25 protein-coding genes are annotated in these 26311 nt (G+C 69.9%); 16 read left to right on the top strand and 9 right to left on the bottom strand.

The genetic code is table 11. The features are described 5' to 3' along the window. The 4 genes from FCG67_RS25490 to FCG67_RS22420 all read left to right on the top strand — a co-directional run. The coding region (locus tag FCG67_RS25490; protein ID WP_484335620.1) for an HNH endonuclease signature motif containing protein at window positions 1-1298 on the top strand (1298 nt) is incomplete at its 5' end. Between the two features lie 70 nt (window positions 1299-1368). Continuing rightward, window positions 1369-2700, top strand: coding sequence for a cryptochrome/photolyase family protein (locus FCG67_RS22430; protein ID WP_136911826.1), 1332 nt, complete (start codon window positions 1369-1371; stop codon window positions 2698-2700). A gap of 9 nt (window positions 2701-2709) precedes the next feature. After that, window positions 2710-4074, top strand: a complete 1365-nt coding sequence (locus FCG67_RS22425; protein ID WP_136911825.1) for a TIGR01777 family oxidoreductase — start codon at window positions 2710-2712, stop codon at window positions 4072-4074. Continuing rightward, entirely contained in the window at window positions 4071-5552 is a 1482-nt protein-coding gene (locus FCG67_RS22420) for an SDR family oxidoreductase (RefSeq protein ID WP_136911824.1), read from the top strand. Before FCG67_RS22425 ends, FCG67_RS22420 begins: the two co-directional genes overlap by 4 nt. A gap of 16 nt (window positions 5553-5568) precedes the next feature. Here the strand turns inward: FCG67_RS22420 and FCG67_RS22415 are convergent, their stop codons facing one another. Then, on the bottom strand, window positions 5569-6162 hold the full coding sequence (locus FCG67_RS22415) for a lipocalin family protein (RefSeq protein WP_136911823.1): 594 nt from the start codon (window positions 6160-6162) through the stop codon (window positions 5569-5571). An 83-nt stretch (window positions 6163-6245) separates the two neighbouring features. Here FCG67_RS22415 and FCG67_RS22410 point away from each other — a divergent pair, with 83 nt between their 5' ends. Genes FCG67_RS22410 through FCG67_RS22395 form a run of 4 tightly spaced genes read left to right on the top strand, consistent with a single transcriptional unit; the run spans window position 6246 to window position 10373 of the window. Further along, window positions 6246-7574, top strand: a complete 1329-nt coding sequence (locus tag FCG67_RS22410) for an NAD(P)/FAD-dependent oxidoreductase (RefSeq protein WP_136911822.1) — start codon at window positions 6246-6248, stop codon at window positions 7572-7574. Further along, the gene (locus FCG67_RS22405; protein WP_136911821.1) at window positions 7571-8305 is read left to right on the top strand and encodes a DUF1365 domain-containing protein; all 735 of its coding nucleotides are present in this window, start codon (window positions 7571-7573) and stop codon (window positions 8303-8305) included. Before FCG67_RS22410 ends, FCG67_RS22405 begins: the two co-directional genes overlap by 4 nt. Further along, window positions 8302-9573, top strand: coding sequence for a class I SAM-dependent methyltransferase (locus FCG67_RS22400; protein ID WP_211243299.1), 1272 nt, complete (start codon window positions 8302-8304; stop codon window positions 9571-9573). Before FCG67_RS22405 ends, FCG67_RS22400 begins: the two co-directional genes overlap by 4 nt. After that, window positions 9570-10373 carry a DUF1295 domain-containing protein gene (locus FCG67_RS22395; protein WP_136911819.1) on the top strand — a complete coding sequence of 268 codons (804 nt, stop codon included), beginning with the start codon at window positions 9570-9572 and terminating at the stop codon, window positions 10371-10373. The genes FCG67_RS22400 and FCG67_RS22395 overlap by 4 nt, the downstream gene beginning before the upstream one ends. Here the strand turns inward: FCG67_RS22395 and FCG67_RS22390 are convergent. After that, window positions 10370-12268 (bottom strand): propionyl-CoA synthetase, encoded by a 1899-nt coding sequence (locus tag FCG67_RS22390; protein WP_136911818.1) that lies wholly within the window; start codon window positions 12266-12268, stop codon window positions 10370-10372. The genes FCG67_RS22395 and FCG67_RS22390 overlap by 4 nt on opposite strands. Window positions 12269-12304: 36 nt before the next feature. Between FCG67_RS22390 and FCG67_RS22385 the strand changes: the two genes are divergently transcribed. Both FCG67_RS22385 and FCG67_RS22380 read left to right on the top strand, forming a co-directional pair. Continuing rightward, complete coding sequence (locus FCG67_RS22385; protein ID WP_136911817.1) at window positions 12305-12982, top strand: GOLPH3/VPS74 family protein; 678 nt, start codon at window positions 12305-12307, stop codon at window positions 12980-12982. Continuing rightward, entirely contained in the window at window positions 12982-13881 is a 900-nt protein-coding gene (locus tag FCG67_RS22380) for an SDR family oxidoreductase (protein WP_136911816.1), read from the top strand. Before FCG67_RS22385 ends, FCG67_RS22380 begins: the two co-directional genes overlap by 1 nt. Before the next feature lie 4 nt (window positions 13882-13885). Here the strand turns inward: FCG67_RS22380 and FCG67_RS22375 are convergent, their stop codons facing one another. From FCG67_RS22375 to FCG67_RS22355, 5 genes are read right to left on the bottom strand one after another with little or no spacing between them, the layout of a single operon-like run. Then, window positions 13886-15379, bottom strand: a complete 1494-nt coding sequence (locus FCG67_RS22375) for a carboxyl transferase domain-containing protein (RefSeq protein ID WP_136911815.1) — start codon at window positions 15377-15379, stop codon at window positions 13886-13888. 9 nt (window positions 15380-15388) lie between these two features. Continuing rightward, window positions 15389-16573 (bottom strand): ABC transporter permease, encoded by a 1185-nt coding sequence (locus FCG67_RS22370; protein ID WP_136911814.1) that lies wholly within the window; start codon window positions 16571-16573, stop codon window positions 15389-15391. Next, a complete protein-coding gene (locus tag FCG67_RS22365; RefSeq protein ID WP_136911813.1) occupies window positions 16570-17472 on the bottom strand; it encodes an ABC transporter ATP-binding protein in 903 nt (300 codons plus the stop codon). The genes FCG67_RS22370 and FCG67_RS22365 overlap by 4 nt, the downstream gene beginning before the upstream one ends. Then, the gene (locus FCG67_RS22360) at window positions 17469-18023 is read right to left on the bottom strand and encodes a hypothetical protein (RefSeq protein ID WP_136911812.1); all 555 of its coding nucleotides are present in this window, start codon (window positions 18021-18023) and stop codon (window positions 17469-17471) included. Before FCG67_RS22360 ends, FCG67_RS22365 begins: the two co-directional genes overlap by 4 nt. Then, a complete protein-coding gene (locus tag FCG67_RS22355; protein ID WP_136911811.1) occupies window positions 18016-18303 on the bottom strand; it encodes a helix-turn-helix transcriptional regulator in 288 nt (95 codons plus the stop codon). Before FCG67_RS22355 ends, FCG67_RS22360 begins: the two co-directional genes overlap by 8 nt. A gap of 88 nt (window positions 18304-18391) precedes the next feature. Between FCG67_RS22355 and FCG67_RS22350 the strand changes: the two genes are divergently transcribed. The 5 genes from FCG67_RS22350 to FCG67_RS22330 all read left to right on the top strand — a co-directional run bounded on the left by FCG67_RS22350 (window position 18392) and on the right by FCG67_RS22330 (window position 22751). Beyond that, complete coding sequence (locus FCG67_RS22350; protein ID WP_136911810.1) at window positions 18392-18946, top strand: hypothetical protein; 555 nt, start codon at window positions 18392-18394, stop codon at window positions 18944-18946. A gap of 107 nt (window positions 18947-19053) precedes the next feature. Next, a complete protein-coding gene (locus FCG67_RS22345) occupies window positions 19054-20457 on the top strand; it encodes a PepSY-associated TM helix domain-containing protein (protein WP_136911809.1) in 1404 nt (467 codons plus the stop codon). Beyond that, window positions 20454-21026 (top strand): copper resistance CopC family protein, encoded by a 573-nt coding sequence (locus tag FCG67_RS22340; protein WP_136911808.1) that lies wholly within the window; start codon window positions 20454-20456, stop codon window positions 21024-21026. Before FCG67_RS22345 ends, FCG67_RS22340 begins: the two co-directional genes overlap by 4 nt. Then, window positions 21023-21547 (top strand): copper chaperone PCu(A)C, encoded by a 525-nt coding sequence (locus tag FCG67_RS22335; RefSeq protein ID WP_136911807.1) that lies wholly within the window; start codon window positions 21023-21025, stop codon window positions 21545-21547. Before FCG67_RS22340 ends, FCG67_RS22335 begins: the two co-directional genes overlap by 4 nt. Continuing rightward, complete coding sequence (locus tag FCG67_RS22330; protein ID WP_136911806.1) at window positions 21540-22751, top strand: Dyp-type peroxidase; 1212 nt, start codon at window positions 21540-21542, stop codon at window positions 22749-22751. Before FCG67_RS22335 ends, FCG67_RS22330 begins: the two co-directional genes overlap by 8 nt. Here FCG67_RS22330 and FCG67_RS22325 read toward each other — a convergent pair whose 3' ends face one another. Beyond that, on the bottom strand, window positions 22752-24392 hold the full coding sequence (locus tag FCG67_RS22325) for an ABC-F family ATP-binding cassette domain-containing protein (protein ID WP_136911805.1): 1641 nt from the start codon (window positions 24390-24392) through the stop codon (window positions 22752-22754). 60 nt (window positions 24393-24452) lie between these two features. Between FCG67_RS22325 and FCG67_RS22320 the strand changes: the two genes are divergently transcribed. Beyond that, window positions 24453-25301, top strand: a complete 849-nt coding sequence (locus tag FCG67_RS22320) for an aldo/keto reductase (protein WP_211243298.1) — start codon at window positions 24453-24455, stop codon at window positions 25299-25301. A 22-nt stretch (window positions 25302-25323) separates the two neighbouring features. On the opposite strand, the gene yidC is transcribed toward FCG67_RS22320, so the two are convergent. Then, window positions 25324-26256, bottom strand: coding sequence for a membrane protein insertase YidC (yidC, locus tag FCG67_RS22315; RefSeq protein WP_136911804.1), 933 nt, complete (start codon window positions 26254-26256; stop codon window positions 25324-25326). Window positions 26257-26311 lie beyond the last annotated feature (55 nt).

Raw genomic sequence — 26311 nt, 5'->3', positions numbered from 1 at the left:
AGCAGGTGATGCAGCTGGTCGCGGAGTTCGCGGCCACGGTGTGTCCGCATGACAAGCGCGGTAAGCAGTGCCGGTTGGTGGATTCGGTGTTGGCGATGATGCACGGCGAGCCGTATCTGCGGTGTAGCTGCGGACGCGGTGACTGCGCGCAGGCGGGCCGGGCCGCGTTGCCGGGTCGGCGGGCGCCGCTGACGCAGATCACGATCGATGTCGCGACGCTGGTGGGGTTGTTGTCCGAGCCGGCGTACCTGCATGGGCACGGGCTGATCGATCCGGAGCTGGCGCGCAGGCTGGCGGCGGACGGGACCTGGCAGGCCCTGCTCACCGAGGCACTGAACCTGGCCGAGGAGCTCGATCTGGTCACCCATCAGGATGGCGACGACACCGACCGCGCAGGCAGCCGCGGCGCCGCCGACTGCGAGGGTGCCGACGAATCCGACGATCGGTCGACGGCGCAAAAGATCGCCGCCCCGGCGGGAACGGTTGACCCGACAGAAGCAGTCAACGATATTGCGCCGGAGTCGAAGTCAGCGGACAGGCCGGTTCGTACCGAGGCCGACCCACGCGAAGTCGTTACTCTGCCGCGACCGCTACCCCCGCGGTTTTGCGTGCGCTCGTTCCTCGCTCGCGGCAGTCGCCGAAAAGCCGGCTACATCCCCGAATTCGGGACACTCCCCGTGCTGCGAAGCTGCACCACATCACCCACGCGGAACGAGCATCGGCACACGACCCCGTCGGATGACAGCGCCTCCCCGATGCTGCCCGACCCACCGGCCCCGACCAGCGTCGGCACCATCACCGAAGCAATCCTCGCCGCCATCGATGCTGACCCGACTCTGGCCCGACCGGAACACCCCGACGGACACGGCGGCCTGACCGCCCCACCCAACGGTGCCCTCACCTACCGCCCCGACGCCGCCACCACCGCACTCGTCCACGCCCGCGACGGACACTGCCGATTCCCCGGCTGCACCCGCCCCGCCGCCGGGTGCCAACTCGACCACATCATCGAATACCGGGCCCACGACCCGATCACAGGTGGCTGGACCATCGTCACCAACCTGCAATGCCTCTGCCAGTTCCACCACCAACTCAAAACCCTCGGCCTCTGGACCGTCACCGCACTGCCCGGCCACGCAATGCTCTGGACCTCGACCACCGGCACCACCGCCCTCACCCTCCCCACCGGCGCCCACGGCAGCCACACCCTCACCACCCCGACCCCACGCATCACCGGCCGCCGCGGCCATACCCCACCACCGCCACCTGCGACACCACCGGATCCGCCACCGTTCTGAGCTGAGCTGAGCTGAGCTGAGCTGAGCTGAGCGGCGAATCCTGCCGTGCGAGGGGTGTAGAAATGCAGGCATGGGCCCCGCGATCGTGTGGTTTCGGCGTGACCTGCGCACCGGCGACCTCCCGACGCTGTCGGCGGTCGCCGGGGACGAGGTGCTCGGGCTCTTCGTGCTCGACGAGGCGTTGCTGCGACCGTCCGGAGCGTCGCGTCGTGACTTCCTCTACGGCTGCCTGACCGCACTCGACGAGGAACTCGGCGGCAGGCTGTGCGTGGTCCGGGGCGATCCAAAGGTTGTGGTGCCGCAGGTGGCCAGGGACATCGGCGCAGGCGAGGTGCACGTCAGCGCCGACTTCGGTCCGTATGGACGTGCCCGCGACGATGCGGTGGCGAGGGAGGTCGACCTCGTCAGTACCGGTTCGCCCTACGCGGTGGCGCCGGGCCGGGTGACGAAGGCCGACGGCGCGCCCTACCGGGTGTTCACCCCGTACTTCGGGCGCTGGCTCGACCACGGTTGGCGTGCGCCCGCGGACACCTCCGCGCGGACAGTCTCGTGGCTGGATCCGGGGCTGTCGATCCGGGTGCCGATTCCGCGGACCGGCTCCGTGAGCCGAGAGCGGGCGGGGGAGCGGGCGGCGCTCGCGCGGTGGGCGGAGTTCCGGGACGACGACCTGGCGGGCTACGACACCGGCCGGGACCGGCCCGACCTCGACCGGACGAGCCGAATGTCGGTGTACCTCAAGTACGGGTGCATCCACCCGCGCACGATGCTCTCTGATCTAGCCGGTCAGAGCGGCACCGGGTCTGTGGCGTTCCGGCGGCAGCTGGCCTGGCGGGATTTCTACGCCGACGTCCTGCACCACCGCCCCGACACCGCGCGGCGCAACTACGACCCGCGTTTCGACGCGCTGCGGTACGACAGCGGACCCGATGCGGAATCGGCGTGGTCGGCCTGGTGCGCAGGCCGGACCGGGTACCCGATCGTCGATGCAGGCATGCGTCAGCTGCTGGCCGAGGGCTGGATGCACAACCGGGTCCGGATGATTGTCGCGTCCTTTCTGCTGAAGGACCTGCACCTGCCGTGGTGGCGCGGGGCCAGGTACTTCATGCGGCACCTGGTCGACGGTGACCTGGCCTCGAATCAGCACGGCTGGCAGTGGACCGCCGGATCGGGAACCGATGCGGCCCCGTACTTTCGGGTGTTCAACCCGATCAGCCAGGGACAGAAGTTCGACCCCGACGGCGACTACGTGCGCCGCTGGGTGCCGGAACTGCGCGGCATCGCCGGAGCCCGGGTACACACGTTGGCCGGCGGTCGCCCGGACGGCTATCCGGACCCGATCGTGGATCACGGCATCGAGCGTCGGGAGGCGCTGGCACGCTACGGCGAGCTGAAACGGGGCTAGGGTCGAACGATGGGCATCGTGTACTCGAGCGTGGTGGACACGCCCCGGGCCGAGGTCTTCGACTGGTACGGCAGGCCGGGCGCCTTCGCCCGGCTGTCACCACCGTGGCAGCCGCTGCGGATCGTCTCGGAGGCGGACTCGCTCGCCACCGGACGCGCGGTGCTCGCATTGCCCGGTGGGCTCCGGTGGGTTGCCCGCCACGACGGCGCCGCGTACGACCCACCCCATCGATTCGTCGACGAGCTCGCCGCCGACGGGCTGGCCTCACTCCCGGCCCGGGCCACCCTGTCCTGGAGGCACATTCACGACTTCACGGAGGTCACCGCGGGATCGACCCGGGTGATCGACCGGGTCGAGACCCCGGTGCCGGAGTTCTTGTTGCGGTCGACGTTCGCGTACCGACATCGCCAGCTCGCCGGGGACCTGGCCGAACACCGCTGGGCGAGCGAGCGGATTGTCCGGCCTGCTGTCGTGGCGGTCACCGGCGCCTCCGGTCTCGTCGGGTCGGCGCTGACCGCGTTCCTGAGCACGGGCGGGCACCGGGTGATCCGCCTGGTGCGGCGCGCACCGCGGACACAGGACGAACGACGGTGGGATCCCGCGGACCCCGCCGCGGACCTGTTGGCGGGTGTCGACGCAGTGGTGCACCTGGCCGGGGCGTCGATCGCCGGGAGATTCACCGCGGCACACATGCGGGCGATCCGGGACAGCCGCGTCGGGCCGACCCGCCTGCTGGCGGGGCTCGCGGGCCGCACCGACGGCGGTCCGCGGACCTTCGTGTCGGCCTCGGCCATCGGCTACTACGGATTCGATCGGGGCGAGGAACTCCTGTCCGAGGACAGTGCCCGCGGCGACGGGTTCCTCGCCGACGTGGTCGCCGACTGGGAGGCGGCCACCGGGCCGGCGGCGGAGGCCGGGCTGAGGGTCGTCCGGGTGCGCACCGGGGTCGTGCAGTCCGCCAGGGGCGGCACCCTCGCGCTGCTCCATCCGCTGTTCGCGGCGGGGCTGGGTGGGCGGATCGGCGACGGCAGCCAGTGGCTGTCGTGGATCGGGCTCGACGATCTGGTGGACGTCTACCACCGGGCCCTGTTCGACGACGCGCTCCGCGGGCCGGTCAATGCGGTGGCGCCCGCCCCGGTCCGCAATCTCGACTACACCCGAACCCTCGCGCGGGTCCTGCACCGCCCCGCGGTTCTGCCGGTTCCGAGCTTCGGTCCGCGTCTGCTGCTCGGCGAGCGGGGAGCCCGCGAGCTGGCCGAGGCCGACCAGCACGTCGTCCCGACGAGGCTCGCGCTCGCGGGGCACGGGTTCCGGCACCCGGACGTCGAGTCCGTGCTGCGCCATCAGCTCGGAAAGGCGATCGACTCCCCGTGAGCGGCGCGCACGTTCTGGTACTGGGAGCGACCGGCTACATCGGGGGCCGATTGACGCCCCGGCTGCTCGCGGCCGGCCACCGGGTCAGGGTGCTGGTGCGTTCCCCGGACAAGCTGCACGACGTGCCGTGGGCGCCCGAGGTGGAGATCGTGCGTGGCGACCTGAACGAACCTGCATCGCTTGCGGGGGCGTTCACCGACATCGACGTCGTCTACTACCTCGTCCACTCGATGGGCAGCAGCACGGAGTTCATCGAAACCGAGCGACGCGGAGCGCTGAACGTGGTCGCGGCCGCACGGTCCTCGGGGGTGTCGCGGATCGTCTACCTCGGCGGGTTGCACCCCGCCACGTCCGAACTGTCGGCGCACCTGCGCTCCCGCACGCAGGTCGGGCAGATCCTCGTCGGCTCGGGGATCCCGACGATGGTGCTGCAGGCCGGGGTGGTCATCGGGTCCGGATCCGCATCGTTCGAGATGATCCGGCACCTGACCAATCGGCTGCCGGTGATGACGACACCGAGGTGGGTGAACAACCGCATCCAACCGATCGCGGTCCGCGATGTCCTGTACTACCTGATCGAGGCAGCCGAGGCCCCCCTGCCGTGTAGCCGCAGTTACGACATCGGGGGACCGGACGTGCTGCGCTATGGCGACATGATGAAGGTCTACGCGCAGGTCGCGGGCCTGGCGAACCGCCGCATCGTGGTGCTCCCGGTGCTGACGCCGAGGCTGGCCGGTCTGTGGATCGGCCTGGTGACGCCGATCCCCACCGGCCTGGGCCGGGCCCTGATCGAGTCGCTGCACAACGATGCCGTGATGGTCGAACACGGCATCGACGAGGTCATCCCGCCGCCCGCGGACGGGCTGACCTCGTACCGCGACGCCGTGGGTCTGGCGCTTCGCCGCATCGAACGGGGGGAGGTGGAGACCACCTGGGCCAACGCGTCACCGGTGGGGGCGCCCTCGGACCCCCTTCCGTCCGACCCGTCTTGGGCAGGCGAGGTGGTCTACACCGACGAGCGCAGCAAGGTGTGCGAGGCGGACCCGCGGACGCTGTGGCAGGTGGTCGAGAGCATCGGCGGTGAGAACGGCTGGTACTCGTTCCCGCTGGCATGGGCGGTCCGCGGCTGGCTCGACCGACTGGTCGGGGGAGTCGGTCTGTCCCGCGGCCGCCGCGACGCGCGGCGGCTCCAGACCGGAGACGCGCTGGACTTCTGGCGGGTGGAGAAGATCGAGCGCGGCACGCTGCTGCGACTGCGGGCGGAGATGCGTGCACCGGGAGGGGCGTGGCTCGAGTGGCGTGTACGTCCCGCCGCCGCTGGCACGTCCCGGCTCGATCAGCGGGCCATCTTCTTCCCGCGTGGCATCGCGGGGCGCGTCTACTGGTACGCGATCCTCCCGTTCCACGGGGTCATCTTCAAGGGCATGGTCAACAACATCACGGGCACCGCGGCGCGGCAGCATCCCGACGAATCCTGAACCAACCCGGCGCCTGTCACACCGTGCACAGCGGACGGATGTCCTCGCGCCCACCGGTCGTCGGCGAGGTGAGCAGCAGGCACGAGTTGTACCCGCGTGATTCGACGACGGCGCGGATCTCCCGCCAGCGTTCGGCGGAGGCGGACGCGGACCGCGACAGCACGAATCCGGAGAACCGGGCCGGGTCCCCGACCAGTGCCCACGAGTAGTCGTCGGCGATGTGGCTCACGACGTAGTTCGTCGGCCCGTCCAGCGAGTCCTGGGTGGACACCCCGGGGAAACTCACGTGCAGCTGCGCCATGGTGGCGGGGTCGTTCACCCGCGCATTGCCGGTGACGCCGCTGCTGCCCCCGCTCCACGTGGTGCAGCTGTTCTCGACACGCACGTTCTGCGCGTCGAGCAGCGAGTACGTGGCGTGGGTGTCGCGGGCACAGTTCAGGCTGAACGGCTGCGGCACCGCGGCGAGCTGGTGCCAGGTGCCCATGTACCGCTGCACGTCGAGCGACGGGACCGGACTCAAGGGCGCGGCGGAGGCGGGCGCCGCGACAAGCACGGTGCCCGCGAGCACGGCCAAGCCGGCGGCGGCGTGGAAGATCGGATTCTTCGTCATGCGATGTGGTTCGTAGCGGACGGCCCGCCGGATTGGTCCGAATTGCCGCCCATCCGAATCCGGACCTGCTCCGAACCACTCGTATGCAGAACCTCCCCGCGGGCCGGAACGTCGCCGTGATCGGTGGCGGCGTCGCCGGTCTGACCGCCGCCCACGTCCTGTCCCGCCGCGATCGCGTCACCATGTACGAGGCCGACGACCGGCTCGGCGGGCACGCGCACACGCACAGGGTGCACCTCGACACGGGACAGTCTGTGTCGCTGGACACCGGGTTCATCGTGCACAACGACCGGACCTATCCCACGCTGCTCCGACTCTTCTCGGAGCTCGGCGTCGACACCCAGGAATCGGACATGTCGATGTCGATCCGGTCCGACATCAACGGTCTCGAATACGCGGGCGCGCGGGGCATGCGTGGGCTGTTCCCGACCGTGGGATCCCTGCGGCGTACGCGGCACTGGCGCATGCTCGCGGAGGTCACGAGGTTCCACCGGTCCGCCCGCCGCGTCCTCGGCCTGCCTGTCGACGGCCCTGACGCACACGAGACGCTCGCCGACTTCCTCGCCCGACACCGCTTCAGTCGGTACTTTCTCGACCACTTCGTGACGCCGCTGGTGGCGGCGGTCTGGTCCTGCGACCCCGCGCTGGCCGCGAGCTATCCGGCGCGATACCTGTTCACCTTCCTCGACCACCACGGCATGCTCACCGTTTTCGGTTCGGTGCCTTGGCGCACCGTCACCGGCGGATCGTCGAACTACGTCGAGAAGGTCGCATCCCGGATCGACGAGGTGCTCACCGGCACGGCGGTGACCCGGATCGACCGCCGCGACGGGGTGTGCGTGATCGACGCGACAGGCGAGGTGCGGTACTTCGATGCCGCCGTCGTCGCCGTCCACCCGCACCAGGCCCTGGCGATGCTCGGCGACCGTGCCTGCGCACTCGAGTCGTCCGTCCTCGGCGCCATGCCCTACTCGACCAATCATGCTCAGCTGCACACCGATCAGTCCGTCCTGCCGCGGGCGCGGCGGGCACGGGCCTCCTGGAACTACCTGATCCCCGATCGTGGCGCCGGGCCGCAGGGGGTGATCGTCACCTACGACCTGACCCGGTTGATGCGTATCGACTCGATCACCGACCGCCGATTCCTCGTGACGCTGGGCGGATCGCACCTGGTGGACCCGGCGTCGGTGATCGCGGAGATGACCTACGAGCATCCGATCTATACCCCGGAATCCGTCGCGGCCCAGTCCCGTCTGGCGGATCTCGGCTCGGAGACACTCGCGTTCGCCGGTGCCTATCACGGTTGGGGGTTCCACGAGGACGGGGCGCTCTCCGGTCTGCGCGCCGCCGAACGGCTCGGCGGGGTGTGGGACACGGTCGCGGCCGCCGAGGTTCGGCAGGCCGCACGGTGAACGGGTCCGCCGCCCTCTACCGGACCAGGATCCGGCACGTCCGAACGGAACCCGTTCACAACGCCTTCGGCTACCGCAGCTACAGCTGGTTCATCGACCTCGACGCGCTACCGCGACTGCCGTGGTGGCTCCGGCCGTTCGCCGGATTCCGGGCCGAGGACCATCTCGAGCCCGGCGGGGGCCGAACCCTCAGGGGCCGAGTCGATGCCGTGCTGGCCGCGCACGGCATCGACCTGCAGGGCGGGCGGGTGACGGCGCTGATGAACGCTCGGGTGCTGGGCTACGTGTTCAACCCGTTGAGCCTGTTCTGGTGTCACGACAGCACCGGTGACCTGCGCTGCGTGCTCGCCGAGGTACACAACACCTACGGGGGCAGGCACTGCTACCTGGTCCGCACCGATCGGAGCGGTTGCGCCGTGACCGACAAGCGGTTCTATGTCTCACCGTTCAACGAGGTCGACGGTGTCTACGCGATGCGGCTGGCGGAACCCGCCGAGGGCCTCGATATCCGTGTCGTGCTGCACCGGGACGGGCGAGCTCCCTTCGCCGCGACCATGCGGGGGCGCAGGCGCCCCGCGACCACCGCGAACGTGGTGTGCGCACTTCTGGCGGCGCCGCTGGCGCCGTTGACGGTCGCGGCGCGAATCAGAGTGCAGGGCATCAGATTGTGGGCGCGTGGGGTACCCATCGCGCCCAGGCCGACCACCGACCAGAAGGAGACGGCACAGTGACCGCGGAGAGTGTGAGGACCGACATCGACGACCGGATCTGGCCGGGCCTAGCGGACGTCCCCGCGGGACCGCGTGCGCGATTCCTCGCGGCAGGGGCCGATCGACTGTTCCGCCGAGCAGCCGCTCGCCTCGCCGTCCGCGTCGAGTACCCGGACGGCTCGGTCGTCGGCGCAGGCGACCGCCGAGAAATCCTGCCGCGCATGATCGTCCGGAGACCGGACGCATTCGCCGCGAGGCTCGCCGACGGCGGGCTGATCGGGTTCGGGGAGGCCTACATGGTGGGTGACTGGACCGCGCCGGACCTGGCGGCGGTCCTGACGGCCTTCGCCGCCGGGGTGGAGACACTGGTCCCGCGTCCGCTGCAGCGGCTCCGCAGGCTGTTCGTCGCCGCGCCGCCCGCCCGCGACCTCGGCACCGAACAGAACGCACGGTCGAACGTCGCCCGGCACTACGACCTGTCCAATGATCTGTTCGAGCTCTTCCTCGACCAGACGATGACCTACTCCAGCGCATTGTTCGACGGGGAACCGGTCGGATGGGACCAGCTCGCAAACGCGCAGCGCCGCAAGATCGATCGACTGCTGGACGCGGCGGGTGTGGGACCGGGCACCCGGCTGCTGGAGATCGGCACCGGGTGGGGGGAGCTGTGTATCCGTGCCGCGCAGCGGGGAGCCAACGTCCGCTCGGTCACGTTGTCGGCGGAGCAACAGGCGCTGGCGCGCCGTCGCGTGGCCGAGGCCGGGCACGCCGACTCGGTGCAGGTCGACCTGCTCGACTATCGCGCGGTCGAGGGCGAGTACGACGCGATCGTCTCCGTGGAGATGATCGAGGCGGTGGGTCATCGGTTCTGGGAGACGTACTTCGCCGCGCTGGACCGATTGCTCGCCCCCGAGGGCACGGTGGCGTTGCAGGCGATCACGATGACGCACGACCGGATGCTGGCCACCCGGGACACCTACACCTGGGTACACAAGTACATCTTCCCGGGCGGTTGCCTGCCGTCGACGGAGGCGATCGAGGCGGTCACCTCTCGGCACACGACACTCCGGGTGCGGGAGCTGACGTCGCTGCGCGGGCACTACGCGGAAACGCTGAGGTTGTGGAAGGACCGGTTCGCCGCGCGCAGCGCCGACGTCGCCGCGCTCGGGTTCGACGAGACCTTCCGGCGCATGTGGCTGTTCTATCTGGCCTACTCCGAGGCGGGGTTCCGTTCGGGCTATCTCGACGTCCAGCAGATCGTGTTCGACCGCGGGATCGGTCCGCGGTGAACGCCATCGGTCCCGCGGGTTTTGCCGCGGTCAGCGTCGCCAGCCTGCTGGTGTTGGTGCTGCTGCAGGCGGCCACGTTCGCGATCGGCCGCAGGATCGGGCGCTACAACGTGGTCGATGTGTCCTGGGGCCTTGGCTTCGTCCTGGTCGCGGTGGTGGCGGCGACGGTCGGCGGGGGCGATGTGACGCGCCGGGTTCTGCTGGTGCTTCTGGTCGCAGTGTGGGGGCTGCGCCTGAGCTGGCACATGCACGCCAAGTCCAGGGGGCGCGGCGAGGACCCCCGCTACGAGGAACTGCTGGCCCGCTCGGCGGGTTCCCGCACCGCGGTGGTCATACGGAAGATCTTCCTCACCCAGGGAGCCGCGCAGTGGTTCGTGTCGCTGCCGCTGCAACTGTCCGCGGTGCTCGGTGCCGCCCATGGGCTCGGTGTCGCGGTCATCGGCCTCGGTGCGGCAGTGTGGGTCGTGGGGTTCGTGTTCGAGGCCGTCGGCGACAGGCAACTCGAGCGCTTCAAGGCGGAACCAGCCAACCGCGGCCGCGTCATGGACGTCGGACTGTGGGCATGGACCCGTCACCCGAACTACTTCGGTGACGCGTGTGTGTGGTGGGGGCTGTGGCTTGTCGCCGCGAGCGTCTGGCCCGGGCCGCTCACCATCGCCTCCCCGGTCCTGATGACCTACTTTCTCGTGTACGCCACCGGTGCCCGGCTGCTCGAGAAGTCGATGTCGCAGCGCCCGGGCTACGCCGAGTATCAGGAGCGCACGGGGTTTTTCGTCCCCCGCCCGCCCCGACCGTCCTAGGCGTCCTGCCCGCCCAGCAACCGCGCCAGCGCGTCGAGCACCGCGGGGTCCTCGATGGTCGAGGGCACTGTGTACTCGTCGTGGTCGGCGATCTGCCGCATGGTCTTGCGCAGGATCTTCCCGGAGCGGGTCTTGGGCAGCGCCTGCACGACGGTCACGTCACGGAAGGTCGCGACCGCTCCGATCTGATCGCGGACCATGGCCACCAGCTCCACCCGGAGCTGCTCCGGGTCGATGTCGGCGCCGGCCTTGAGCACGACGTACCCGCTCGGCCGCTGCCCCTTGAGCTCGTCCTTGATCCCGATCACCGCGCACTCGGCAACCGCGGCGTGTCCGGCGACAACGGCCTCCATGCTCCCGGTCGAAAGCCGGTGCCCCGCAACGTTGATGACATCGTCGCTGCGACCGAGCACGAACACGTACCCGTCGGAGTCGATGTAGCCGGAGTCGCCGGTCAGGTAGTAGCCGGGGAAGGTCGCCAGGTAGGACTTGACGTACCGGTCCTCGTCTCGCCAGAGCCCGGCCAGCGTGCCGGGTGGCATCGGCAGCGTGATGACGATGTTGCCCTCGGCATCTGCGGGCAGCGGCGCGCCCTCCCCGTCCAGGATCTCGACGTGATAGCCGGGCACCGGCACGGTGGGGGAGCCGGCCTTGATGGGCATCGGCTCGAGCCCGCGCAGGTTCGCGCAGATGGCCCAGCCGGTCTCGGTCTGCCACCAGTGATCGATCACCGGGACGCCGAGCTTCTCGGTGGCCCACTCGTAGGTGTCGGGGTCGAGTCGCTCGCCGGCCGCGAACAGCGTCTCGAGGGAGGAGATGTCGTACTGTGCAAGCTCTTTCGCCTCCGGATCGACCTTGCGGATCGCCCGGATCGCGGTCGGCGCGGTGAACAGCGCTCGCACCTCGTGGTCGCCGATCACGCGCCAGAACGCGCCCGCGTCAGGGGTTCCGACCGGCTTGCCCTCGTAGAGCACCGTCGTCGCGCCGACCAGGAGCGGGCCGTACACGATGTACGAGTGCCCGACGACCCAGCCGACATCGGAGGCCGTCCACATCACCTGGCCCGCGCCGATGTCGTAGAGGTTGCGCATCGACCAGGCCAGCGCGACCGCGTGGCCGCCGTTGTCGCGGACCACACCCTTCGGCTTTCCGGTGGTGCCGGAGGTGTACAGGATGTAGAGCGGATCGGTCGCGGCGACCGACACGCAGCCCGCCGGTTCGGCGGCTGCGACCGCGGCGTCCCAGTCCAGCCAGCCCGCGACGTCGCTCGCCGATCCCGGGATCTGCTCGCGGTTCTTGACGATCACGGTGCCGGGTGCGTTCGCGGTCAACCCGAGCGCCCGCTCCACGATCGGCAGGTACTCGATGGTCCGGCCCGGTTCGAGTCCGCCGGAGGCGGTGATCAGGGCTTTCGGCTCGGCGTCGTCGATGCGGGCGGCCAACTCGGCGGCTGCGAAACCGCCGAACACCACGGAGTGGATCGCGCCGATGCGGGCACAGGCGAGCATCGCGATCGCGGCCTCCGGGATCATCGGCATGTACACGATCACCCGGTCGCCCGCCGTCACGCCCCGCGCGACCAGCGCGCCCGCGAAACGCGATACCTCGTCGAGCATCTCGGCGTAGCTGTAGGTGCGGGTCGTACCCAGCATCGCGGAGTCGTAGATCAGCGCCGCCTGCTCGCCGCGACCGGCGGCGACGTGGCGATCGAGCGCGTTGAAGCAGGTGTTCAGGGTTGCGCCGGGAAACCAGCGGTACATCGGGGCATCGGAGTCGTCGAGGGCACTCGTCGGCGCGGTGTCCCAGTCGATGGCCTCCGCGGCCCGGAGCCAGAAGGCCTCCGGGTCGGCGGTGCTCTCGGCGATGGCTGACCTGTACGCGCCCGCGGTGCTCATGGCCCTCACCCTACTGATCCGAAGTACCGTGGATGCATGACTCTTCTCGCCGAAGATCTGCTCCTGCTCCTGCTCGACGACGAATCCGGCAAGCCGCTGATCGACGGCACCGCGCTGCCCAGGGCGTTGGCCGGCGCCGTCCTCCTCGAACTCGCGCTGACCGGCCTGGTTCACCCGGCCGGGGAGGGGGAGGAGGTGAAGAAGGGCCGGCTGGTGCTGAGCGAGGACGCGCCGCCCGAGGACCCGATCCTCGCGGGCGCGGGCGCCCGGATCCGGGAATCGAAGCCGCTCAAGCCGGAGCGCGCGATCGAGAAGATCGACCAGCGGCTGCGCGAGGCCCTTCTCCAACGGATCGTGGAGCGGGGCTGGGTCCGCGAGTCGAAGGGGCGGCTGCTCGGGATCTTCCCGACCACGGTGTGGCCCGCGGTCGACGAGAGCCACGAGCGTGCTGTCCGCGACGAGCTACGCGCGACACTGGTGGACGGCGCCACCCCGACCGAGCGGACCGCCGCGCTGATCTCGCTGCTCTCCGCCGTCGACGCGGCGGCCAAGGTCGTCACGGACGGTGACCGCCGCGCAATCAAGAAGCGGGCCAAGGAGATCGCCGACGGTGAGTGGGCGGGGGTAGCCGTTCGCAGGACGGTCGAGGCCGTGAACGCGGCGATCGTGGTGGCGGTGATCATCCCCGCGACCGCGGCAGGCGGAGCCTCCTGATGCGCGGGAAGGTCGCACTGGTCGCGGGCGCGACCAGGGGCGCGGGCCGGGGGATCGCCACCGAGCTCGGCGCGGCGGGCGCCACCGTCTACGTCACCGGCCGCACCAGTGGGTCGCAGCGGTCGGAGATGAACCGGCCGGAGACGATCGAGGAGACCGCGGCCCTTATGGACGCCGCGGGTGGTCGCGGGATCCCGGTCCGGGTAGACCATCTGGTGCCCGAGGAGGTGCGCACGCTGGTGGAGCGGATCCGGGCCGAGCAGGGCGCCCTGCACGTGTTGGTCAACGACATCTGGGGCGCCACCGAGATGGAGTGGGACAAGACGGTGTGGGAGTCCTCCCTCGATGTGGGCCTGCGGTACCTGCGGCTCGGCGTCGACACCCACGCCATCACAAGCCATTTCGCGATCCCGCTCCTCCTGGAGACCCCGGGTGGCCTGGTCGTCGAGGTGACCGACGGGACCGACGAGTACAACGCCGCCAACTATCGGGTGTCGTTCTTCTACGACCTGGCCAAGGCCGCGGTCAGCCGGATGGCGTTCGCGCTCGCCCACGACTTGGGCCCGCGCGGTGCGACCGCCGTCCTGGTCACGCCGGGCTGGCTGCGCTCGGAGATGATGCTCGACAACTTCGGTGTCACCGAATCGAACTGGCGCGACGCCACCGAGCGGATCCCGCATTTCGCCATCTCGGAGAGCCCCAGCTACGTCGGCCGGGGGGTCGCGGCCCTCGCGCAGGATCCCGATGTCGCGCGCTGGAACGGGCGGTCACTCTCCAGCGGGCAGCTGGCGCGGGAGTACGGCTTCACCGATCTCGACGGCAGCAGGCCCGATGCGTGGCGATACCTGGTCGAGGTCCAGGATCCCGGCAAACCGGCCGACACCACCGGGTATCGCTGACGGCTCAGCGCGGCACGCCCAGGTTCCGGTAGCGCGCGATCCGAGCCGCGTACCGATCCGCCGCGGGCTGATCGACCAGGCCGGACAGCTCCCTGGCGATCGCCTCGCCGACCCGCTTGGAGAATCCGATCGGCTCGTCCGCCGCATCGGGCAATTCCGGGATGATCGCGTCGATGATGCCGTCCCGCAACAGGTCCAGTGAGCGGATTCCCTGAGCGGCGGCCATCTGCGGCGCGTGCGTGGTGTCGCGGTGCACAATGGCGCTCGCGCCTTCCGGGGGAAGCGGTGCGAGCCAGCCGTTCTGCGCGGACAACACCCGGTCCGCGGGCAGCAGCGCGAGGGCGCCGCCGCCGGTGCCCTGCCCGAGCAGCACCGAGACGGTGGCCGTGTCGAGGGTGACCAGGTCCGCGAGGCAGCGCGCGATCTCCGGGGCCAGCCCCTTCTCCTCGGCCTCCTTCGAGAGCGAGGCGCCGAGCGTGTCGATGACCAGCACCAGTGGAATCCGAAGTTCCTCGGCGAGTTTCATCGCCCGCCTCGCCTCGCGGAGCGCGGCCGGTCCCATCGTGTGTTCCGGGGACTGACCGCTGCGGTCCTGGCCGAACAGCACGCACGGCGCCCCCCGGAACCGCGCCAGCGACACCAGCACGGTCTGGTCCGCCTCGCCCTGTCCGGTGCCGCTGAGCGGGATCTGCTCGGTGGCCGCGTAGCGCAGCAGCTGCCGGATGCCGGGGCGGTCGGCCCGGCGCGAGAGCATCACCGACTGCCAGGCGGGCACGTCCGGGATGTCGGCGGGCTCGGGATGCGGGTCCTGCCACCGCCCGGTCTCGCCGGTCATCACCCGCAACGCGCGATGAACCAGATGCCGCAGCCACTCCGGTGCCACGACACCGTCGATGACGCCGCTGTTGTAGAGGTTCTCGGCGGTCTGCACGCCCTCCGGGAACTTCTCGCCGTACAGCGCCTGGTAGACCCGGGGGCCGAGGAAGCCGATCAGCGCGCCCGGCTCGGCGACCGTGACGTGCCCGAGCGAACCCCAGGACGCGAACACCCCGCCGGTCGTCGGGTTGCGCAGGTATACCAGGTACGGCAGGTGCGCGGCCTTGTGCACGGTGACCGCCGCCGCGATCTTCACCATCTGCACGAAGGCGAGGGTGCCCTCCTGCATCCGGGTGCCGCCCGACGTCGGGGACGCCAGCAGCGGCAGGCGTTCGGCGGTCGCCCGCTCGATCGCGGTGACGATCCGCTCGGCGGCGGCGACGCCGATGGACCCGGCGAGGAAGCCGAACTCGCAGGCGATCACCGCGACCCGGCGACCCCGAACCGTCCCGACCCCGGTGATCACGGACTCGTCCAGGCCGGTCTTGGCGGCGGCCGCGTCGAGATCGGCGCGGTAGGAGGCGTTCGCCTCGACCGGCACCGGCGGCCGGTCCCAGGGCTCGAAGCTCTCGGAGTCGAGTACCAGGTCCAGGATCTGCTGGGCCGACAGGCGCACGGTCATGGCCCGACCCTATCGGCCGAACGCCTCCCGCCAGGACACCGTCTTGCCGACCCGCAGGATCGAGCGCTGGTAGATCCTCGCGGCGACGAGCGAGAGCGCCACGGTGACCGCGGTCATCGCCGCGATGGTGCCGATCACCTGTGCCGGGCCGGTCACCCCGGCCGCGATCCGCAGCGGCATCAGGATCGCCGAGAACGGCGGGATCCAGCTCAGCACGTTGCTCAGGGTGCCGTCCGGGTTGCCGACCGCGGAGAAGGCGGAGAAGAACATCGCCATGATCAGCAGCATCAGGGGCATCGTCGTGGAGTTCACGTCCTCCTGGCGCGAGACCATCGAGCCTGCCGCGGCGTAGAGCACCGCGAAGAACGTGAAGCCGAGGACGAACCAGCCGAGGGTGCCCGCGAACACGCCGAGCGCGGTGCCGGTGACGGTCAGGACGCCGGTGGCGAGCCCGGCGCCGACCCCCGCGACACCGTACGCCGCCAGCTGCACCAGCCCGACCGCGCCGATGCCGATGACCTTGCCCCACAACAGTTGCAGCGGGCGCAGGGTGGACAGCAGCAGCTCGACCACCCGGCTGGACTTCTCCTCCACGACGCCCATCGCGACGTACATGCCGAAGCCGAGGATCTGCATGTACAGCAGGGTCACCGCGGCGATGGACATCGCGATGCGCTGGCCCTCCTCGGGGTCGGGCGGGTCGATCGCCTCCACCGTGACCACGGCCGCGCCCATCTCCGCGCTCAGTTGCTCGACGTCGACGCCCTGGGCCGCCAGTGCCCGCTGCTGTGCCTGGCCGGTGACCGCGATGTCGACGACGGTGCGCAGCCCGGCATCGATCTCGGATTCGGTGACCGCGGTGGCGGATCCGTCCGGATTCGGGATCAGGGCAACGTCCAGGTCACCGCTGCCGACGCGATCCCGGGCGGTCTGTTCGTCGGGGATCTCGGACACCTCAACCGACGTGCCCACCTGCCCTCCGGCGGCCACCAGGGCCGGGGACAGCGACTGGTCCCCGACCAGTCCGATGGCGGCGCGGTCGGCGTCGTCGCCGCCCGAGAAGATCGAGTACCCGACGATGCCGCCGACGATGGCGATCAGGATGACCACGTTGCTGATCAGGAAGCTCTTCTTGCGGACCTGGGTGAGGAACTCGCGCTTGGCGACCAGGCGTACTGCGCGGGCGGTGTTCATGCCGCGACCACCTCTCGGAACAGTTCGGTGAGGGACGGGCGGTGCAACGAGAACTCGTGCACCGGTCCGGTTTTCAGGGCGGCGGCGAGGATCTCCTGGTCGTCGGCTCCTGGGTCGAGCGTCAGCACGGTGCGGCCGTCGGTGTGGCTGACCGTGCTCACCCCTGTCAGGTGCCGTGCCCAGTCCGCGCCCGCGCCGGGGGCGTGCACGACGAGTTGGGTGTTCTCGCCGCCGCGCAGTTCGTCGACGGTGCCGATCGCGCGCATCTTGCCGTGCTTGATGATGCCGACGCGGTCGCACAGTCGTTGCACGAGGTCGAGCTGATGGCTGGAGAAGATGACCGGCACCCCGGTCTTCGCCTTCTCGATCAGCACGTCGCTCATCACGTCCACCGCGACCGGGTCGAGCCCGGAGAACGGCTCGTCCAGGACCAGCACGGCCGGGTCGTGCACCAGTGCCGCGGCCAGCTGGACCCGCTGCTGGTTGCCCAGGCTCAGCGAGTCGACGGTGTCACCGACGCGCTCGGCGATGCCCAGCCGCTCGGTCCAGCGGGCCACCGCCGACCTCGCCTCGGCGCGCGAGAGTCCGTGCAGTTCGGCGAGGTACGAGAGCTGGGCGCCGACCTTCATCTTCGGGTAGAGGCCGCGCTCCTCGGGCATGTATCCGATGGTGCGACGCACGTCCAGGTCGACGGGCCTGCCGCCGAGTCGCACCTCGCCGGAATCGGCGGACAGCACTCCGAGCGCGATTCGCATGGTGGTGGTCTTGCCCGCGCCGTTGCTGCCGACGAATCCGAAGATCTCGCCCTGGCGTACCTCGAAGCTGAGGTCGTCGAGCGCGACCACGTCGCCGTAGCGCTTGGAGATGCGGTCGATTGTGAGGGTGTTGCTGTCGGTCACGCTGCCTCCATGGGGAATTCGTCGGACTCGGGATCGGGATCGGGTCGGCTCCAGGCAAGGATCATCGTGGGCAGGCAACCGCCGATCATCAGCATGGTGAGGGTGAGCAGCCCGCCCGTGTAGGCCATGGTCGTGTGGGTGCCGCCGGTGACGGCACTGCCGTAGGTCAGGTAGATCACGGGGATCATCACCAGCCACTGGGTGATGCTCAGGGAGATCGAACGGGCGCTGTTCTGCTGCTGGACCTCCCACTCGTCCAGGGCTCCGGCGGGCGCGTCGCCCTGACGGCCCGAGACGATGGCCAGTGACGGCCAGACTAGGAAGAACAGCAGGCAGGCGGGCAGCCACAGCAGCGGGGCCTGCTCGAAGAAGTGGCACAGCACCCCGACCACGAGCATGAAGGCGAAGGTCACGGCGAGCGCGACCACGAGGATGCGGCGTCGGCGCTGGGTCCGCCAGCCGGGCAGTAGGTGCCGCCACTTCTCGGAGTTCGCGAGGAACCGGCGCACTCGGTACGCCTGATAGCGCTCGACGAGGTTCATCTCAGGCATCTCGGTTCGCTCCTGACTCGCGTGATCGGTAGAGCTCGGTGGACAGCGGCGTGAACTCGGACCGCGAGAACACCGCCTCGATCGGCAGACCGAACACCTCGCAGATCCGCATCGCCAGGTCGAGGCTCGGGTAGTGGTCGCCCCGTTCGAGCGCACCCACGGTCTGCGGGTTCACCTCGATCAGTTCCGCCAGCCGGACCCGACTCAGCGAGCGCTCGGCCCGCAACACCGCGATGCGGTTGAAGATGGGGCGCGTTTCGCCGCGTCGTACCGGGCTCATGCATCAGATTGTTGGAAAAACACAACAGTCTGTCAAGTAGTTCCCACGGCCCGCGAGTGAGTCCTACTCGATGTAGTACCGTTCGCCCATGCGTGTCGGCCCAGGTGAGAAGCTCTCTCGCCGTGTGCGCTGCGCGTCCGTCGGTTCGACCACCGCGGCCGTGGCCGTTGCGGCGCACGGCGCGGGCGGCGGTGGACTGCCTTCCGGATCCACCGCCATGCTCCTCGTCGGATTCTCCGCGGTGCTGGTCGCCGTGATGGCCGCGGTCCCCGTGCTTCGCCGCGGGGGACCTGCGCTGGTCCCGATCCTGGCGGCCGGGCAGCTCGGCGCCCACACCACGCTGGCGTTCGGCGGCGGCGGTCACCATGCGGACATGGCCTCGGGGCCGATCGGCGGCATGAGCGCGCAGATGCTCGCCGCGCACGCCGTCGCGATCGGCGTCTGTGCCGCACTCATCGCGGCGGCCGAACGGATCGGCCCGCGCACGGAGGCCGCGCTGCGCGCGGTCGTCGCCGCGGTCGTCGTCGCCATCCCCGTCCTCGAACGACCCCGCAGCTGGCGACCCGTCACCGAGGTGCACCCGCTCGTGTCCGCGCTCTGCCGCGTGTCGGTATCGCGGCGCGGCCCACCGCTTTTCGTCTGATCACACCCCACCCCACCGCGTAACCACGGCCGTTTGGCCCGGGCGCGGTCTCTCGCGGTTCCCATGGGGGCCCGCGCACCCACAGTCTGATCGACGAAAGCGATGTCATGACCATCACCACCGAACCCGGTGTGCCCAAATCCACGCCGCCGGGCACCGAATCCCAGGCGCTGCGCAAGCTCCTGCTGCGACTGCACTTCTATGCGGGCGTCTTCGTCGGCCCGTTCCTCCTGGTCGCGGCCCTGACGGGATTCATCTACGCGTTCGCGCCGACGCTGGAGAAGCTCGCCTACGGGAACTACCTCGAGGCGCCTGCCTCGGACAGTCCGCTGCCCGCATCCGAGCAGCTGCAGGCCGCGCTCGACGGCCGCGACCCGTCCACGCTGCTGTCGCTGCAGACCGCCGAGGCCGGAGGGTCGACCCGGGTGGTGTTCGCCGACCCGAGCGTCGGCTCGGGAGAGACCACCGTGTTCGTCGACCCGGGCAGCGGCAAGGTGCTCGGCGCGTTGGCGACGGACTCCGGTGACCTGCCGCTGCGCGCCTGGCTGTCGGCCTTGCACAAGAACCTGCACCTGGGCGAGGTCGGCAACCTCTACAGCGAACTGGCCGCATCCTGGCTCGGCGTGATCGCGCTGGCCGGTCTGTACCTGTGGTGGACCAAGTACCGCCGCGACCGCGCGAACGGCAACCGTGGCCGGTTGCTGACGGTGGACAGGTCGGTGACCGGCCGACGGAGCACGCTGAACTGGCACGGTGTCGTCGGTGCCTGCGCCGCGATCGGGCTGATCTTCCTCTCGATCACCGGACTGACCTGGTCGGACCACGCCGGTAAGAACGTGAAGACGGTCCGCACCGAGATGAGCTGGACCACCCCGAAACTGGACACCACGCTCGCGGCGAGTGCGGCTGCGCCCGCGGACGAGCACGCGGGGCACGGCGCACCGGCCGCCCCGGTTGCCGAGGGCGCACCGGTCGACCCGTCGGCCGTGGACGGCGTGCTGACGGTCGCCCGTGATCAGGGACTGACCGGATCGCTGTCCGCGACGATCCCGGCCGGCGCCGCGACGGCGTGGACGGTGAAGGAGACCGCGACCGGCGGCGATTCGATCGCGGTCGACGCCGCGACGATGCAGGTCACCGACGAGCAGCGGTTCGCGGATTGGCCGCTGGCGGCCAAGCTGAGCCAGTGGGGGATCGCAGGCCACATGGGCACGCTGTTCGGCTTCGCCAACCAGCTGCTGCTCGGGGCCCTCGCGCTCTCGCTGATCACGCTGCTCGTCACCGGCTACTGGATGTGGTGGCAGCGGCGTCCCCGCCGCTCGGAGGGGTTCGCGCTCGGCACCATGCCGCGCCGCGGCGCCCTGCGGCGGCTGCCCTGGCCCGCGATCGGTGGCATCGCGGTAGTCGCGGTTGCCGTCGGCATCTTCGTGCCGCTGCTCGGCCTCTCGCTGCTCGGCTTCCTCATCGTGGACGTGCTACTCGGGCTGCGTTCGAGGCGGCAACCGGCATGAGGCGGGCGGCGATCGCCCTGCTGCTGGCCCTGGGCGCGGTCGTGCTGACCGCACCGGTGGCGTCGGCGCACTCAGAGCTGCTGTCCACGTCTCCCGCGCGGGACGGCGTGCTGGAGGCGGCGCCAACCGAGGTGGTGTTGACCTTCTCCACAGCGGTGCAGAAGACGGGCGCCGCGATCGTGGTCACCACCGCCGACGGGACCCGGCTCGACGACGGCCCGGTCACGCGCGACGGCGCCAGGATGATCCAGCGGGTGAAGGCAGGCTCCGGGTCCGTCAACGTCCGCTGGCGGGCGGTGTCCGACGACGGGCACCCGCTCACCGGGACATTCGGCTACCAGGTGGGCGCGCCCTCCGGGGACGCGGTCGCCGCGACGACGCCTGCGCCGGTATCCGCTGCGCAGGCGCCCGCCGAGCGGCCGCCTACCGCGGAATCATCGCCGCTGTACCGCCGCCTGCTCGGGCCGGCCGCCCTGGTGATCGCCGGGCTCGCGCTCGCGATCACCGCGTGGCGCTCCGGAAGGCACTCCAAGACAAACGAACTCGTATCGAAGGAACATCAATCATGAGCAACAACATTTTCTCTCGCCGGCGGATGCTGGCCGCAGGCGCCGCTCTGTCCCTGGGTCTCGCACTCGCGGGCTGCTCGTCGGACTCCGACAACTCTGCCGACGAAGCGCGTCCGGCCGCCGAGTCGGTGACCCTGACCGAATCCTGGGTGAAGGCGGCCGACAGCGGGATGACCGCGGCCTTCGGCACCCTCGTCAACGGATCCGGGACCGACGCGACCCTGGTCGCGGTGAGCAGCCCGATCTCGCCTGCCGTCGAGGTGCACGAGATGGCGATGGGCCCCGACGGGGCCATGGTGATGCAGAAGAAGGAGGGCGGGGTGACCATCCCCGCCTCGGGCACGCACAAGCTCGAGCCCGGGGCCGATCACATCATGTTCCTCCGTCTGCCCGCCCCCGTGAAGGCGGGCACCGACGTGCCGCTGACCCTCACCTTCGGCGACGGTTCGACCTCCGAGACCACCGTCCAGGTGCGGGATTTCACCGGAGCCAACGAGAGCTACGAAGGGAATCATGGCTGAGCTGAGCCGGCGCCGTCTGCTCAGCGCCGGTGCCGTCGTTCTCGGCGGCACCGGCCTGGCCTGGGGCGCGCGCGAGGTCACGCTCGATCAAGCGCCGCAGGCGGCGGGGCCGCCGGTGCCCACAGTGTCGGAGGTCGAGCCGTTCTACGGCACGCATCAGGCGGGCATCGCCACGGCGCCGCAGGCACACTCGACGTTCGTCGCGCTCGATCTCCGACCGGAGGTGGACCGGGCCGCGCTGATCCGGTTGCTGAAGGTGTGGACCGAGGACGCGGCCCGGCTCACCGAGGGCCGAGCGGCGCTGGCGGACACCGAACCGGACCTGGCCACCGAGCCGACCCGGCTCACGGTCACGGTCGGTTTCGGTCCTGGCGTCTTCCGGCTCGCGAACGCCGAGCACCTGCGCCCCGCGTGGCTGCGGCCGCTGCCCCCGTTTTCGGTGGACCGGCTCGAGGATCGGTGGAGCGGAGGTGATCTGCTGCTCCAGGTCGGCGCGGAGGATCCGGTCACCGTGGCGCACGCGCTGCGGGTGCTGCTCAAGGGCTCCGCGGGTGTCGGCTCGGTGCGCTGGACCCAGCGCGGCTTCCGGCGGGCCCGCGGCACCCAGGCCCCCGGCACCACGATGCGGAACCTGTTCGGTCAGGTGGACGGCACGGTGAACCCGTCACCCGGTACCGCGGATTTCGCGGACCTGGTCTGGGACACCGGGTCCGGGCAGGCGTGGATGGCGGGCGGAACCTCGGTGGTGATCCGGCGCACCCACCTCGACCTGGACGAGTGGGACAAGGTGGACCGGCCGGGACGCGAGCAATCGGTGGGGCGCAGGCTGTCGGACGGGGCGCCGCTGACCGGCGACTCGGAACACGACGAGCCCGACTTCGCGGCGGTGGGCGCGAGCGGATTCCCGGTGATCCCGGAGTTCTCGCACATCGCCAGGGCCAGGTCGGCGGACCCGCGGCAGCGGATCCACCGGCGCGGGTACAACTACGACGAGGCGCCTGCCGGGGGCCAGATCTCGGACTCGGGTCTGATCTTCGTCTGCTACCAGGCCGACGTCGATGCCCAGTTCGTGCCCATCCAGCAACGTCTTTCGGAGCTGGACATGCTCAACCAGTGGACGACGCCGATCGGGTCCGCGGTGTTCGCGATCCCGCCCGGCTGTGCCAAGGGTGGCTACATCGGCCAGCAGCTCTTCGGCAGCTGATCAGGTCTCCGTGAGCTGACCGCCGTCCATCCGCCACCGGCGGGTGCTGCGCATCGTGTCCAGCATCCGCCGGTCGTGGGTGACGAGGAGCAGCGTGCCCTCGTACTCGTCCATCGCGCGCTCGAGCTGCTCGATGGCGGGCAGGTCCAGGTGGTTGGTCGGCTCGTCGAGGACCAGCAGGTTCACCCCGCGGGCCTGGAGCAGAGCCAGTGCGGCCCTGGTGCGTTCGCCGGGGGAGAGCGAGCTCGCCGACCGCAGGACGTGCGCGCCGCGCAGGCCGAACTTGGCCAGCAGGGTGCGCACCTCGGCGTCGGGCCAGTCGGGCACCTGGGCGCCGAACGCCGCCGCCAGTGCCTCGTCGCCCTCGAACAGTCCGCGGGCCTGGTCGACCTCACCGACCGCGACGCCGGACCCGAGCGCCGCGGTGCCCTCGTCGGGAACGAGCTTGCCGAGCAGCAGCCGAAGCAGTGTCGTCTTGCCCGAACCGTTCGGCCCGGTGATGAGAACCCGGTCGCCCCATTCGATCTGGGCGCTGATCGGTCCGAGTCGGAATGTTTCACGCTGAACAACCGCGCCGCTCACGGTGGCCACCATGGTGCCGCTTCGCGGGGCGTCCGCGATCTGCATCCGCAGTTCCCACTCTTTGCGGGGCTCTTCGACGACCTCGAGTCGCTCGATGCGGCGCTGCGTCTGCCTGGCCTTCGCGGCCTGCTTCTCGGTGGACTCGGAGCGGGCCTTTCGTCCCATCTTGTCGGAGTCGGCGCCCTTGGCCTTCCGTCGGGCGTTGCGGACACCGTGCTCGAGCCAATTGCGCTGCATCTGAGCGCGATCCTCGAGACCGGACTTGGTGTCGGCGTAGTCCTCGTAGCGTTCCCGTGCGTGCTGGCGGGCGATGGCACGCTCCGCGAGATAGGCCTCGTAGCCGCCGTCGTAGACCGCGATCTGCTGTTGGGCGAGATCGAGTTCGACGATTCCGGTCACGGTCCGCGCCAGGAACTCTCGATCGTGGCTGACCACCACGATGCCGGTGCGGGCCTCCTCGACGAACCGTTCGAGCCTCTCGAGGCCGTCGAGGTCAAGGTCGTTGGTCGGCTCGTCGAGCAGCAGCACGTCGTATCGGGAGAGCAGTAGCGAGGCCAGCCCGGCACGCGCGGCCTGACCGCCGGACAGTGCGGTCATCTCCGCGTCCAGCCCGACGTCGAGGCCGAGGTCGTTCAGTACCTTCTCGGCGCGCTCGGACAGGTCGGCGCCGCCGAGTCCGAGCCACCGCTCGAGCGCGTGCGAGTACCGGTCGTCGCCGCCGTCCTCCGCGAGCGCCTCCGCGGCCGCGTTCATCTCCTCTTCTGCCCCGGTGACGCCCGTGCGTCTGCCGAGGAATCCCTCGACACTCTCGCCTGCGAGGCGTTCGGGTTCCTGAGTGAGATAGCCCACGGTGGCGTGCGGCGGGCTGAGCGTCACCGCGCCCTCGATGTCGGCGGTGCTGTGTCCGGAGAGGATGGAGAGCAGGGTCGACTTGCCCGCGCCGTTGGCGCCTACCAGCCCGATCACGTCGCCAGGGGCCACGACGAGGTCGAGCCCGGAGAAGAGGGTGCGCTCGCCGCGGGATGCGGACAGCCCGTCGGCGTGCAGTGTTGCGGTCATGGCGACGATTGTCTCAGTCGCGCGGGGAACAAGGCTCCGACGGCCGGAGTTGTCCGTTGCATGACCTCTGTGAGCCCTGTCCCGAACGTGACCTTGAACGACGGCAACACCATCCCGCAGCTCGGCTTCGGCGTGTGGCAGGTGCCCGACGACGAGAGCTATTCGGCCGTCACCAGCGCGTTGAGCATCGGTTACCGGAGCATCGACACCGCGGCCATCTACCGCAACGAGGTGGGCACCGGCCGGGCGATCGCGGACTCCGGGGTGGCGCGGGACGAGTTGTTCATCACCACCAAGCTGTGGAACGGCGCGGGGGAGACCTGGACGGCGGACTCGGTTCGCCGCGAGTTCGACGCCTCCCTCGAGCGGCTCGGCCTCGACTACCTCGACCTGTACCTGATCCACTGGCCTCGTGCGGTGCGCGAGGACTACATCGCCATCTGGCGTGCCTTCGCCGAGCTGAAGGCGGAGGGGCGGGTGCGCTCCATCGGGGTCTCCAACTTCCAGCCCGCGCAGCTGCGCCGCATCATCGACGAAACGTCCGTGATTCCTGCCGTCAACCAGATCGAGTTGCATCCCGATTTCGAGCAGCCGGAGCTTCGGGCGTTCCATGCCGAGCACGGCATCGTGACCGAGGCGTGGTCGCCACTCGGCCAGGGCGGTGCGCTGCTCGACGATCCGGTGCTGGCCCGGATCGCCGAGAAGCATCAGCGTTCTACGGCGCAGGTGGTGCTGCGGTGGCACCTGCAGATCGGCAATGTCGTCATTCCGAAGTCCGTTACGCCGTACCGGATTCGGCAGAACATCGACGTATTCGAATTCAAGCTCGACGCGGATGACCTCGTCGCGATCGCCGGCCTGGACTCCGGCAACCGGCTGGGGCCGGATCCGGACGAGTTCGATATGTGAGGCCATCCGAGGCGGCCCGGCGTCAGCGACGGCGCTTGGGTCGCCTCGCGTTTGTGGGGCGAACGCCGGGTCGGGGTGCAGCCGACGCCTGCTCCGCGGTGACCTTTCGTTGCCGGGCATCCGCCTCGGCGTCGATCCGGCGGAAAATGAGATGCTGCTGGCCGTAGGTCCAGAGGTTGTTGCTCACCCAATAGATCAGAATCGCGATGGGTAGGAATGGCCCGCCGACGAGGACGCCGAGAGGAAACACCCAGAGCATCAATCTGTTCATGATTGCGGCCTGCGGGTTCTCTTGAGCCGCCTGGCTTTGTCTCCGAATCGAGGCGCGGGCATTTGCATGTGTGGCGATGCCGGCAGCGACCATCAGCGGGATCGCCACTGCCGCGATGCTCGCGATGGATGGGATCCCTCCGAACGGAGCGAACGCCTCGAGAGCTTCCCTCGGCTGGGTGATCCATGCCGAGATCGGGGCCCCGAACACGCGCGCCGAGAGGAACGACTGAACCTCGTCGACGCCGAAGAAATAGTTCGGGGTGCTCGCGTTGGCCTCAGGCGACATTCCGAGTTGCCCGAATCCGTTGCCGGTCCGATTGAACGACCGGAGGACGTGGAGCAGGCCGATGAAGACCGGTGCCTGAACCAGGATCGGCAGACAGCCCATGAGCGGGTTGAACCCGTGTTCCTTCTGTAGCTTCTGGATTTCGAGGGCTTGCCGCTGGCGATCGCCTTGATACTTCTTCTGCAGGGCCTTGATCTGCGGCTGCAATTCCTGCATTTGCCGCGTGGTGCGTATTTGTTTGACCGCAGGCACGTACAGCAGTGCACGCAGGGTGAAGACGAGAAACGTGACGGCAAGAACCCAGGTGAGACCGCTGTCCGGGCCGAAAGCGAAACCGAAGACCGCGTGCCAGATCCATAGGATTCCCGACACCGGGTAGTAGATGAAATCGAGCATGAGTGAACACCTCACTGCGAGGCGCGCTCTACGAGTGCAGGTGGGAATTGCGGCG

Source organism: Rhodococcus oryzae, from assembly GCF_005049235.1.
Lineage (GTDB): Bacteria > Actinomycetota > Actinomycetes > Mycobacteriales > Mycobacteriaceae > Rhodococcus_G > Rhodococcus_G oryzae.
Note: the sequence above shows the minus strand (reverse complement) of the source record. Positions and strands in the feature narration are given on the sequence as shown.

Bases quoted from the DNA above. Each gene is read 5' to 3' on its own strand.
- FCG67_RS22430 (WP_136911826.1), top strand. From the start codon at position 1,369: ATGGGCCCCGCGATCGTGTGGTTTCGGCGTGACCTGCGCACCGGCGAC.
- FCG67_RS22425 (WP_136911825.1), top strand. From the start codon at position 2,710: ATGGGCATCGTGTACTCGAGCGTGGTGGACACGCCCCGGGCCGAGGTC.
- FCG67_RS22415 (WP_136911823.1), bottom strand. From the start codon at position 6,162: ATGACGAAGAATCCGATCTTCCACGCCGCCGCCGGCTTGGCCGTGCTC.
- FCG67_RS22410 (WP_136911822.1), top strand. From the start codon at position 6,246: ATGCAGAACCTCCCCGCGGGCCGGAACGTCGCCGTGATCGGTGGCGGC.
- FCG67_RS22390 (WP_136911818.1), bottom strand. From the start codon at position 12,268: ATGAGCACCGCGGGCGCGTACAGGTCAGCCATCGCCGAGAGCACCGCC.
- FCG67_RS22385 (WP_136911817.1), top strand. From the start codon at position 12,305: ATGACTCTTCTCGCCGAAGATCTGCTCCTGCTCCTGCTCGACGACGAA.
- FCG67_RS22380 (WP_136911816.1), top strand. From the start codon at position 12,982: ATGCGCGGGAAGGTCGCACTGGTCGCGGGCGCGACCAGGGGCGCGGGC.
- FCG67_RS22375 (WP_136911815.1), bottom strand. From the start codon at position 15,379: ATGACCGTGCGCCTGTCGGCCCAGCAGATCCTGGACCTGGTACTCGAC.
- FCG67_RS22370 (WP_136911814.1), bottom strand. From the start codon at position 16,573: ATGAACACCGCCCGCGCAGTACGCCTGGTCGCCAAGCGCGAGTTCCTC.
- FCG67_RS22360 (WP_136911812.1), bottom strand. From the start codon at position 18,023: ATGCCTGAGATGAACCTCGTCGAGCGCTATCAGGCGTACCGAGTGCGC.
- FCG67_RS22355 (WP_136911811.1), bottom strand. From the start codon at position 18,303: ATGAGCCCGGTACGACGCGGCGAAACGCGCCCCATCTTCAACCGCATC.
- FCG67_RS22350 (WP_136911810.1), top strand. From the start codon at position 18,392: ATGCGTGTCGGCCCAGGTGAGAAGCTCTCTCGCCGTGTGCGCTGCGCG.
- FCG67_RS22345 (WP_136911809.1), top strand. From the start codon at position 19,054: ATGACCATCACCACCGAACCCGGTGTGCCCAAATCCACGCCGCCGGGC.
- FCG67_RS22340 (WP_136911808.1), top strand. From the start codon at position 20,454: ATGAGGCGGGCGGCGATCGCCCTGCTGCTGGCCCTGGGCGCGGTCGTG.
- FCG67_RS22335 (WP_136911807.1), top strand. From the start codon at position 21,023: ATGAGCAACAACATTTTCTCTCGCCGGCGGATGCTGGCCGCAGGCGCC.
- FCG67_RS22330 (WP_136911806.1), top strand. From the start codon at position 21,540: ATGGCTGAGCTGAGCCGGCGCCGTCTGCTCAGCGCCGGTGCCGTCGTT.
- FCG67_RS22325 (WP_136911805.1), bottom strand. From the start codon at position 24,392: ATGACCGCAACACTGCACGCCGACGGGCTGTCCGCATCCCGCGGCGAG.
- FCG67_RS22320 (WP_211243298.1), top strand. From the start codon at position 24,453: ATGACCTCTGTGAGCCCTGTCCCGAACGTGACCTTGAACGACGGCAAC.
- yidC (WP_136911804.1), bottom strand. From the start codon at position 26,256: ATGCTCGATTTCATCTACTACCCGGTGTCGGGAATCCTATGGATCTGG.